Raw genomic sequence first — 9,147 nt, 5'->3', positions numbered from 1 at the left:
GTCCTTATGCGTGAAGTCGTGATAGTCGCCGCCTGCCGTACCGCCATCGGCAGCTTTCAGGGTGCGTTGAGCCGCATACCCGCGCCACAGCTGGGCGCCGCGGTGATTCGTGAACTGCTCGCCCGCACCGGTATTGCAGGCGAGCAGATCGACGAGGTGATTCTCGGCCAGGTGCTCACAGCAGGCTCCGGGCAGAACCCGGCCCGGCAGAGCGTGCTGCTCGCCGGTCTGCCGCATACGGTGCCGGCCATGACCCTGAACAAGGTCTGCGGCTCCGGCCTCAAGGCGGTGATCCTTGGCGCTCAGGCCATTCGTGGCGGCGACGCCGAGATCATCATCGCCGGCGGCCAGGAGAACATGAGCCTGGCGCCCTATGTCATGCCCGGCACCCGCAGCGGCCTGCGCATGGGCCATGCGCAATTGGTCGACACGATGATTCAGGACGGCCTGTGGGACGCTTTCAACAATTACCACATGGGTATCACCGCCGAGAATCTGGCCGAGCAGTACGGCGTCACCCGCGCCGAGCAGGACGCCTTCGCCCTGCGTTCGCAGCAGCGTGCCCAGGCGGCCATCGACGCCGGACGCTTCGCCGGCGAAATCGTCCCGGTGGAAATCCCCCAGCGCGGCGCCGAACCGCTGCGTTTTGCCCAGGATGAACAACCGCGCGCCGGCACCAGCCTGGACAGCCTGGGCAAGCTGCGCCCGGCGTTCAAGAATGACGGCACGGTGACCGCCGGCAACGCCTCGACGCTCAACGACGGCGCCGCCGCCGTGCTGCTGATGAGCGCCGAGAAGGCAGATGAACTGCAACTGCCGGTGCTGGCGCGCATCGCCGCACACGCCAGCGCCGGGGTCGATCCGGCAGTGATGGGCATCGGCCCGGTATTCGCCAGTTGCAAGGCGCTAGAGCGCGCCGGCTGGAGCCTGGAACAGCTCGACCTGATCGAGGCCAACGAAGCCTTCGCCGCCCAGGCCATCGCCGTCGGTCGCGAACTGCATTGGGACAGCGCCAAGGTCAACGTCAATGGCGGTGCCATCGCCCTCGGCCATCCCATCGGCGCTTCCGGCTGCCGCATCCTGGTCAGCCTGGTGCACGAGATGCAGCGCCGCGATGCCCGCCGCGGCCTGGCCACCCTGTGCATCGGTGGCGGCCAGGGTGTGGCCCTGGCCATCGAACGCTGAAACAATCGCCGCGAACGGACAAGAACAAGAGAAACCCCATGCGAACCCTGACCACCCTGACCGGCAACAGCCAGAAACTCGATGGCGGCGCCATGTTCGGCAACGCGCCCAAGGCCCTCTGGCAGCGCTGGATGCCGGCCGACGAACTGAACCGCATCGACCTCGGCTGCCGCGCCCTGCTGGTGCAGGAAGACGAGCGCAACATCCTGGTGGAAACCGGCATCGGCGCCTTCTTCAGCCCCGAGCTGAAACAGCGCTTCGGCGTGCAGGAAGACCACCACGTGCTGCTCGACGAACTGGCGAAGGTCGGTTTGAGCGATGCCGACATCGACATCGTGGTGCTCACCCACCTGCACTTCGATCATGCCGGCGGCCTGCTCGCCGCCTGGCAGGCGGACCAACCCGCGCGCCTGCTGTTTCCCAACGCCCGCTTCCTCACCGGCCGTCGCCAGTGGCAGCGCGCCTGCAATCCACACGCCCGGGATAGAGCCTCCTATATCCCGGAACTGCTCGATCTGCTGGAAAACAGCGGCCGCCTGCTGCTGATCGACGAAACCGACCGCTGCGAGCTGCTCGGCCCAGACTGGCGCCTGCACTGGAGCGACGGCCATACGCCCGGCCAGTTGCTGCCGGAAGTGGCCATGCCGGGCGGGCCGGTGGTGTTTCCCGGCGACCTGATCCCCGGCGCGCCCTGGGCGCACCTGCCGATCACCATGGGCTACGACCGATTCCCCGAAGGCCTGATCGAGGAGAAGGAGACGCTGCTGGCCGATCTGGTCGCCCGTGGTGGTCGTCTGGTATTCACCCACGACCCCGACGTGGCCATGGGACGGGTGACGCGAGACGAAAAAGGCCGCTACGGCCTCGATGCGGCGACGAACGCGGTGCATCTGCTGGCAAACTGACGCCATCGGGCCTTGACGAGCCGGTCATGCAGCGCGAGCATGGCCGCTTGTTTTTCGCCGTGGTCACGACCACACCAGCGTCCCAGGGAGGGGCTACGCCTGGCTAGCAGGCCGTCGTGCCGTGCCCACTTCGACAGCCCTGGGGAATCGCTTCATGAGCCTGGCCTCTGTACGCGCCTTCTTCGCCGCCAAGGCGCCCGACATCGCGATCATCGAGCTGCACACCAGCACCGCTACCGTGGCGCTGGCGGCCGAAGCGCATGGCGTATCGCCGGGGCAGATCGCCAAGACCCTGGCCTTTCGCATCGCCGAGCGCGACGTGTTGATCGTCGCCCGCGGTGACGCGCGCATCGACAACCGCAAGATGAAGGAATGCTTCGGCGCCAAGGCGCGCATGCTCGATGCGCAGACGGTGATCGAGCTGACCAGCCATCCGGTCGGCGGCGTCTGCCCGTTCGGCCTGGCCACCCCCTTGAGCGTTTACTGCGACCGCTCGCTGCTGGCCTTCGACGAAGTGCTGCCGGCTGCCGGCGCCACCCACAGCGCCGTGCGCATCAGCCCGCAACGCCTGGCCGAACTGGTGGACGCCGAGTGGATCGACGTGTGCCAGGAAGTGGAAACGGAGCCCTGCTGAACGGGCGACGTAGGGTGCGCCGCGCGCACCGGGCTTTCCGGATTACCTCCAACGCTGCAACCTGAGTGCGCGCCATGCGTACCGCCGCAGAAAACCGGTGCGCACAGCGCACCCTACGGCGCCATGGCACCATCCCGGATTGCATCCGGGGCCGGTTATCAGAAAGGGGCGTATCTCGTTGGCCTACAACCCGCCGCTGACGCCCAGGCTCACCCCCAGCGCGGTGGCCAGCGAGAATGGCAGCAACAGCGTATCGAGCAGCGCACTGGCCGGCAGATCCAGCCCCGGGTAGCGCGGCGCCGCGGCGCCGAAACGATCCAGCGGGCAGCAACCGCCATTGAGCGCATACCAGTCCAGCCGCGTGCCGGCGTAGACCACCGGCGCATCGGGCTTGGCCGCATCCAGCGTGCGCACCGTGGCGCAGCCGGTCAGGCTCAGCAGCGCCACGGCGCAAACGAGCAGGCGCAGGGTGCTAGTCATCCGACACCATATGATGCTCGCCCCAACGCGGCAGCATGTCCTGGGGAATGCCCAGGCAGTTGAGGATACGCGCAACCACGAAGTCCACCAGGTCATCCAGCGTTTGCGGCTGGTGATAAAAACCGGGCGAAGCCGGCAGGATGGTCACGCCCAGGTTGGACAGCTTGAGCATGTTCTCCAGATGAATGCTCGAATACGGCGCCTCGCGCGGTACCAGAATCAGCTGGCGACGCTCCTTCAGCGCCACGTCGGCGGCGCGTTCGATCAGGTTGTTGCAGGCGCCGGTGGCGATGGCCGACAGGGTGCCGGTTGAGCACGGCACCACCACCATGGCCGTCGGCGCGCCGGAGCCGGAGGCCGCTGGCGCCATCCAGTCTTCCTTGCCGTAGACGCGGATCTGCCCCGGCGCTGCGCCGGTGTATTCGGTGAGGAACTGCGCCATGGCCTGCGGCTTGGCCGGCAGCGCCACGTCGGTTTCGGTGGCCATCACCAGTTGCGCGGCCTTGGAGATCAGAAAGTGCACCTCGCGCTCTTCCTGCACCAGGCAATCGAGCAGGCGCAGGCCGTATTGCGCGCCGGAGGCGCCGGTCATGGCCAGGGTTATTCTCTCAGGGCCAGACATTTATCCCTCCAGAGCTGCTGCCAGCTTGCCATGCAGGCCGCCGAAGCCGCCGTTGCTCATGATCACCACCTGGGTGCCGGGGCGCGCCAGGGCCTTCACGCCGTCGATGATCGACTCCAGCGAGTCGCACACGCGCGTCGGGTTGCGCGCCCGCGCCACGGTGGCCGCCAGGTCCCAGCCGAGATTCGGCGGTGCGTACCAGAACACCGCATCGGCCTGCTCGGCCGACTCGGCCAGGCCGTCGCGATGAGCACCGAGCTTCATCGAATTGGAGCGTGGCTCGATCACCGCGATCACCTGGGTGTCGTCGCCGACACGCTTGCGCAGGCCATCGAGCGTGGTGGCGATGGCCGTGGGATGGTGGGCGAAATCGTCGAAGATGGTCACGCCGCTGACCTCGGCAACCTTCTCCATACGCCGCTTGGCGTTGATGAACTTGCCCAGCGCTTCGATGCCCAGCGCCGGCACCACGCCGACATGGCGCGCCGCCGCAAGCACGGCCAGGGCGTTGGCAACGTTGTGCTGGCCGGTCAGTTGCCACTCCACCACGCCCTCGACCTTGCCATCGAAGCTCACCTCGAAGCGCGAGCCATCGGCGCTGAGCAGGCGTGCCTGCCACTGCCCGCCGTCACCAGTGGTCTCGACCTTCGTCCAGCAGCCCATCTCGATCACCCGCGCCAGTGCGGTTTCGCTGGCCGGGTGGATCACCAGGCCCTCACTGGGAATGGTGCGCACCAGATGGTGGAACTGCCGCTCGATGGCCGCCAGGTCCGGGAAGATGTCCGCGTGATCGAACTCCAGGTTGTTGAGGATCGCCGTGCGCGGGCGGTAGTGGACGAATTTGCTGCGCTTGTCGAAGAAGGCGCTGTCGTACTCGTCGGCCTCGACCACGAAGAACGGCGTATCGCCCAAACGCGCCGAGATACCGAAGTTCTGCGGCACACCGCCGATCAGAAAGCCCGGGCTCATGCCGGCATGCTCCAGCACCCAGGCCAGCATGCTCGAGCTACTGGTCTTGCCATGCGTGCCGGCCACCGCCAGCACCCAGCGCCCCTGCAGCACATGGTCGGCCAGCCACTGCGGGCCGGAAACGTAGGGCAGGCCCTTGTTCAATACATATTCGACTGCGGGATTGCCACGGCTCATGGCGTTGCCCACAACCACCAGGTCGGGCGCCGGTTGCAGGTGCGCCGGGTCATAACCCTGCATCAGCTCGATGCCCTGGGCTTCCAACTGGGTGCTCATGGGCGGGTAGACATTGGCGTCGGAGCCGGTGACACGGTGGCCGAGTTCCTTGGCCAGAACGGCGAGCGAGCCCATGAAGGTGCCGCAGATGCCGAGAATATGGATGTGCATGAATGACCTCTATGAAGCCCGACGCGGGGGCGTGAAGCGATGGCGGCAGGTTAGCACAGCGCCCACCGGGCGGCTGCTGCGCCCTGCTCAGACCCAGGCGCCGCGAGCAAGTTGCCGACCGGCTGAAATCAAACGCTTGCTTGGATTGCGCATTCAACTGGCTTTGAGGCAGCATCGGCTGGTCTGCTGGCACAACAGCTGCATCGTCCATCCAGTTCAATCACAGAAGCCGAGGCCCGCCATGCGCATCGTCCAAGCCACCCTGGAGCACCTGGACCTGCTGACCCCGCTGTTCGTCAAATACCGCGAGTTCTACAACGAACTGCCCTACCCCGAGTCGTCGCGCAAGTTCCTCGAGAAGCGCCTGCGGCGCAAGGAGTCGGTGATCTACCTGGCCCTGGCCGACGACGAGGACAAGCTGCTCGGTTTCTGCCAGCTCTACCCCAGCTATTCGTCGCTGTCGCTCAAGCGCGTGTGGATCCTCAACGACATCTACGTGGCCGAGGATGCGCGGCGCCAGCTGGTCGCCGACCGCCTGCTGCAGACCGCGAAGAAGATGGCCAGGGACACCAACGCCGTGCGCATGCGCGTGGCCACCAGCCGCGACAACGAAGTGGCGCAGAAGGTCTACGAGTCCATCGGCTTCGTCGAGGACGAGCAGTTCAAGAACTACGTGCTGCCGATCCACGTCGACTGAGCGCCGGGCGCGAGGCGCAATACGGGCCATGCCGGCTTGTGGCGAAGGCCGGCCGCCCTTATGGTGACGGCATCGTCCTCCCGAGCCCGCATGCATGTGGTCCCTAAAGGCCTGGCGCCGTAACCGTATCCTCGAACGCAACCCCATCGATCCCGCCCACTGGGCCGAAGTCTGCCGGCGTCTGCCGATCCTCGACGGCCTGGACGAGCACGAACAGCAGCGATTGCGCGAGCGTGCCGTGCTGTTTCTGCATGACAAGCATCTCACCGCCCTGCCCGGCGTCGAAATCGGCCCCGTCGAGCACCTGCTGCTGGCGGCGCAGGCGCAGCTGCCGCTGCTGCACCTGGGCGAGCTGGACTGGTACCGGGGCTTTCACGAAATCGTGCTCTACCCGGATGACTTCGTCAGCCCGCAGCGCCACCGCGACGCTGCCGGGGTCGAACATGAATGGGACGACCCACGCAGCGGCGAGGCCTGGCACCAGGGCCCGGTGATCCTGGCCTGGCCCGGCGTGGAAGCCAGTGGCAGCTGGGAGGGCTACAACCTGGTGATCCATGAGCTAGCGCACAAGCTGGACATGCTCGAAGGTGGTGCCAACGGCCTGCCGCCGCTGCACCGCGACATGCGCGTGCAGGACTGGGCCAATGCCATGCAGAGCGCCTATGACGCGCTGAATGCGCAACTGGACGCCGACCCCGATGCCGAAACGGCCATCGACCCCTACGCCGCCGAAGACCCGGCCGAGTTCTTCGCCGTGACCAGCGAATACTTCTTCAGCGCCCCGGATCTGCTGGCCGAGGCCTTCCCCGAGGTCTACCGGCAACTGACCTTGTTCTATCGCCAGGACCCGCTGGCTCGGCTGCAACGCCTGCAAGCTGAACACCAGGACTACCGGATGGTCGAAAACGCGACCAATGGCTGAGTAAGCCGGCGTAGTCACCCCGCGCGAATGTGCCTATAATCCGCCCCACTTTTTTGGCCCTCCCTGGGAGTTCCCCCATGAGCTACAGCAAGATCCCGGCTGGCAAAGACCTGCCGAACGACATCTACGTTGCCATCGAGATCCCGGCCAATCACGCGCCGATCAAATACGAAATCGACCACGACAGCGATTGCCTGATGGTCGATCGCTTCATGGCCACCCCGATGTTCTATCCGGCCAACTACGGTTTCATCCCGCACACCCTGGCTGACGACGGCGACCCCCTCGACGTGCTGGTCGTGACCCCCTACCCGGTCGCTCCGGGTTCGGTGATCCGCGCTCGTCCGGTCGGCGTACTGCACATGAGCGACGAAGCCGGCGGCGACGCCAAGCTGGTTGCCGTTCCGCACGACAAACTGACCGTTCTGTACAAGGACGTTCAGGAATACACCGACCTGCCCCCGCTGCTGATCGAGCAGATCAAGCACTTCTTCGAGAACTACAAGGATCTGGAGAAGGGCAAGTGGGTCAAGGTAGAAGGCTGGGGCGGCGCTGAAGAAGCCCGCGGCCTGATCCACAAGGCAGTCGCGGCTTACCAAAAATAAGCCCTGACCACCTCCGAAAGCCGGCCACAAGCCGGCTTTTTTATGCCTGCAATTCGCCTCAACGACATGGACGGAACTGCCCGGGCGGCAGTGGTACCGGGAACCTGCGACAGGTACATGCAGGAAACCGAGCCGGTCTACTGCGTCGGCGCCGCTACGCTCCGAACGGGGAACGACAGCGCGCAAGCATAACGGAGCAGACGGCCGGCCTGGCGTCGCCCGCACGCCATCTGGCCTTTGTCACTATGCTTAACAGCACAACGCCAGCACTGCGCCGAGTCGGCAAGGCGGGCCATATGAAAACAGGCAAATTGCGTCTTTTGACGATGGCCGTACTGGTCGGTCTTCTGGTCACCGTCGCCCACTCGCAATGGGTCGGTCCGCCGGATGGCCCGCCCGCCCAGTCCGACAAACGCGTGATCTTCCTCGCCTCCGACTTCCGCAATGGCGGCGTGGTGGGGGTTTACCGCAGCTTCGAGCGCGCCGCCAAGCTGCTCGGCTGGCAGGTCAGAGCGCTGGACGGCCGGGGTGATGCCGACGAATTGCGGCGCATTACCGATCTGGCCCTGGAGGCCGCGCCAGACGGCGTGGTACTGGGCGGTTTCGGATTGCCGGCGCTGGGCACGCCACCGGCGTTGTTGCAGCAACGCGATATCCCCGTGGTCGGATGGCACGCCGGCGGCCAGCCCGGCCCGACCGAGTGGCTGTTCAGCAATGTCACTACCGATCCATTGGTGGTCGCGGACATGGCGGCCGATATGGTGATCGGCGACGAACCGATCGGCGTGGTGATCTTCAACGACAGCCAGTTCGCCATCGCCACCACCAAGGCCATGCGCATGGCCGAGCGCGTGGATGCCTGCCCGCACTGTAAGGTGCTGAGCATCGAGGATCTGGCCATTTCCCGCGCATCGGCAGAGTTGGACGCGCGCGTCGAGCAGCTGCAGCGGCGCTTTGGCGCCGCCTGGACCCACACGCTGGCGATCAACGATGTGTACTTCGACCATATGCACCTGCCGCTGGCGCGCCTCGGGCGCAAGGACATCCTCCTGGTCTCGGCCGGCGACGGTTCCTCCAAGGCCCTGGGGCGCATCCATTCGGGGCTGTCGCAGCAGATCGCCACGGTTGCCGAACCCCTCGGTGCCCATGGCTGGCAACTGGTGGACGAACTCAACCGCGCCTTCGCCGGCCAACCGCCCAGCGGCTTCGTCGGCCAACCCCTGCTGATCACCGCGCAAGTGTTGCGCGAGAGCGAGAACATCAGCATCGAACTCGACACCAGCCACGAGGAAGCCTATCTGCGCCTGTGGCGACCACGGGTCGGTCGCTGACGGGGCGCGCCCTGCCTCTTCGCCGCCACGCAGGCCGCTGTTCAGCGTCGCAGCGCCCTGGCAATCGCCGGCTGGCTCACCGCCAGGGCATCGGCGGCCTTGGCGAAACGGCGCTGGCGGGCGATCTCGACAAAGCACAGCGAGTGACGGATCGCGGCTATTGAACTGGAATGATCCGATCCTGCCGCAAGCGCTGCCTCAGCCCGGCCACCGCACTTTGGTCGCACTTGGCTGACCGAATGGTCAGCCCTATGCTGCACTCTTTTTGTGCGAGCCTGCGCCATGTCCCTGCCCGATCTACTGTTGTTGGTCCTCGCCGGTTTCGCCGCTGGCGGCATGAATGCCCTGGCCGGCGGCGGCACCTTCTTCTCCTTCCCGGCGTTGCTCGCCGCCGGTCTGCCGCCGGTGAC

At 66.1% G+C, this 9,147-nt stretch carries 10 protein-coding genes and 2 pseudogenes; 8 read left to right on the top strand and 4 right to left on the bottom strand.

Translation table 11 applies throughout. From position 1 onward, the window contains the following. The first annotated feature begins 6 nt into the window (after positions 1 to 6). From N7333_RS22815 to N7333_RS22805, 3 genes are all read left to right on the top strand, one after another. Positions 7 to 1,185, top strand: coding sequence for an acetyl-CoA C-acetyltransferase (locus N7333_RS22815; protein ID WP_129483006.1), 1,179 nt, complete (start codon positions 7 to 9; stop codon positions 1,183 to 1,185). A gap of 38 nt (positions 1,186 to 1,223) precedes the next feature. After that, positions 1,224 to 2,090 carry an MBL fold metallo-hydrolase gene (locus N7333_RS22810; RefSeq protein WP_129483007.1) on the top strand — a complete coding sequence of 289 codons (867 nt, stop codon included), beginning with the start codon at positions 1,224 to 1,226 and terminating at the stop codon, positions 2,088 to 2,090. 154 nt (positions 2,091 to 2,244) lie between these two features. Beyond that, a complete protein-coding gene (locus tag N7333_RS22805) occupies positions 2,245 to 2,724 on the top strand; it encodes a YbaK/EbsC family protein (protein WP_129483008.1) in 480 nt (159 codons plus the stop codon). A gap of 183 nt (positions 2,725 to 2,907) precedes the next feature. Here the strand turns inward: N7333_RS22805 and N7333_RS22800 are convergent, their stop codons facing one another. Genes N7333_RS22800 through mpl form a run of 3 tightly spaced genes read right to left on the bottom strand, consistent with a single transcriptional unit; the run spans position 2,908 to position 5,182 of the window. Further along, a complete protein-coding gene (locus N7333_RS22800; RefSeq protein WP_129483009.1) occupies positions 2,908 to 3,204 on the bottom strand; it encodes a YceK/YidQ family lipoprotein in 297 nt (98 codons plus the stop codon). After that, positions 3,197 to 3,826, bottom strand: a complete 630-nt coding sequence (gene ubiX / locus N7333_RS22795; RefSeq protein WP_129483010.1) for a flavin prenyltransferase UbiX — start codon at positions 3,824 to 3,826, stop codon at positions 3,197 to 3,199. Before ubiX ends, N7333_RS22800 begins: the two co-directional genes overlap by 8 nt. Continuing rightward, on the bottom strand, positions 3,827 to 5,182 hold the full coding sequence (gene mpl / locus N7333_RS22790) for a UDP-N-acetylmuramate:L-alanyl-gamma-D-glutamyl-meso-diaminopimelate ligase (protein WP_129483011.1): 1,356 nt from the start codon (positions 5,180 to 5,182) through the stop codon (positions 3,827 to 3,829). Positions 5,183 to 5,423: 241 nt separating this feature from the next. Here mpl and N7333_RS22785 point away from each other — a divergent pair, with 241 nt between their 5' ends. The 4 genes from N7333_RS22785 to N7333_RS22770 all read left to right on the top strand — a co-directional run bounded on the left by N7333_RS22785 (position 5,424) and on the right by N7333_RS22770 (position 8,737). Continuing rightward, positions 5,424 to 5,879: a GNAT family N-acetyltransferase gene (locus N7333_RS22785; protein ID WP_003244070.1), complete on the top strand. Its 456-nt coding sequence runs from the start codon at positions 5,424 to 5,426 to the stop codon at positions 5,877 to 5,879. 94 nt (positions 5,880 to 5,973) lie between these two features. Next, a complete protein-coding gene (locus N7333_RS22780) occupies positions 5,974 to 6,801 on the top strand; it encodes a M90 family metallopeptidase (RefSeq protein ID WP_129483012.1) in 828 nt (275 codons plus the stop codon). Between the two features lie 77 nt (positions 6,802 to 6,878). After that, positions 6,879 to 7,406, top strand: coding sequence for an inorganic diphosphatase (gene ppa / locus N7333_RS22775; protein WP_129483013.1), 528 nt, complete (start codon positions 6,879 to 6,881; stop codon positions 7,404 to 7,406). A gap of 296 nt (positions 7,407 to 7,702) precedes the next feature. Continuing rightward, positions 7,703 to 8,737 (top strand): hypothetical protein, encoded by a 1,035-nt coding sequence (locus N7333_RS22770; RefSeq protein ID WP_279859429.1) that lies wholly within the window; start codon positions 7,703 to 7,705, stop codon positions 8,735 to 8,737. Between the two features lie 47 nt (positions 8,738 to 8,784). Here N7333_RS22770 and N7333_RS22765 read toward each other — a convergent pair. After that, a pseudogene (locus tag N7333_RS22765) lies at positions 8,785 to 8,898 on the bottom strand (LysR family transcriptional regulator); the annotation flags it as partial. 121 nt (positions 8,899 to 9,019) lie between these two features. Between N7333_RS22765 and N7333_RS22760 the strand changes: the two are divergent. Continuing rightward, positions 9,020 to 9,147 (top strand): annotated as a pseudogene (locus tag N7333_RS22760) (sulfite exporter TauE/SafE family protein); the annotation flags it as partial.

The organism is Pseudomonas sp. GD04158 (genome assembly GCF_029834875.1).
GTDB lineage: Bacteria > Pseudomonadota > Gammaproteobacteria > Pseudomonadales > Pseudomonadaceae > Aquipseudomonas > Aquipseudomonas hydrolytica.
Note: the sequence above shows the minus strand (reverse complement) of the source record. Positions and strands in the feature narration are given on the sequence as shown.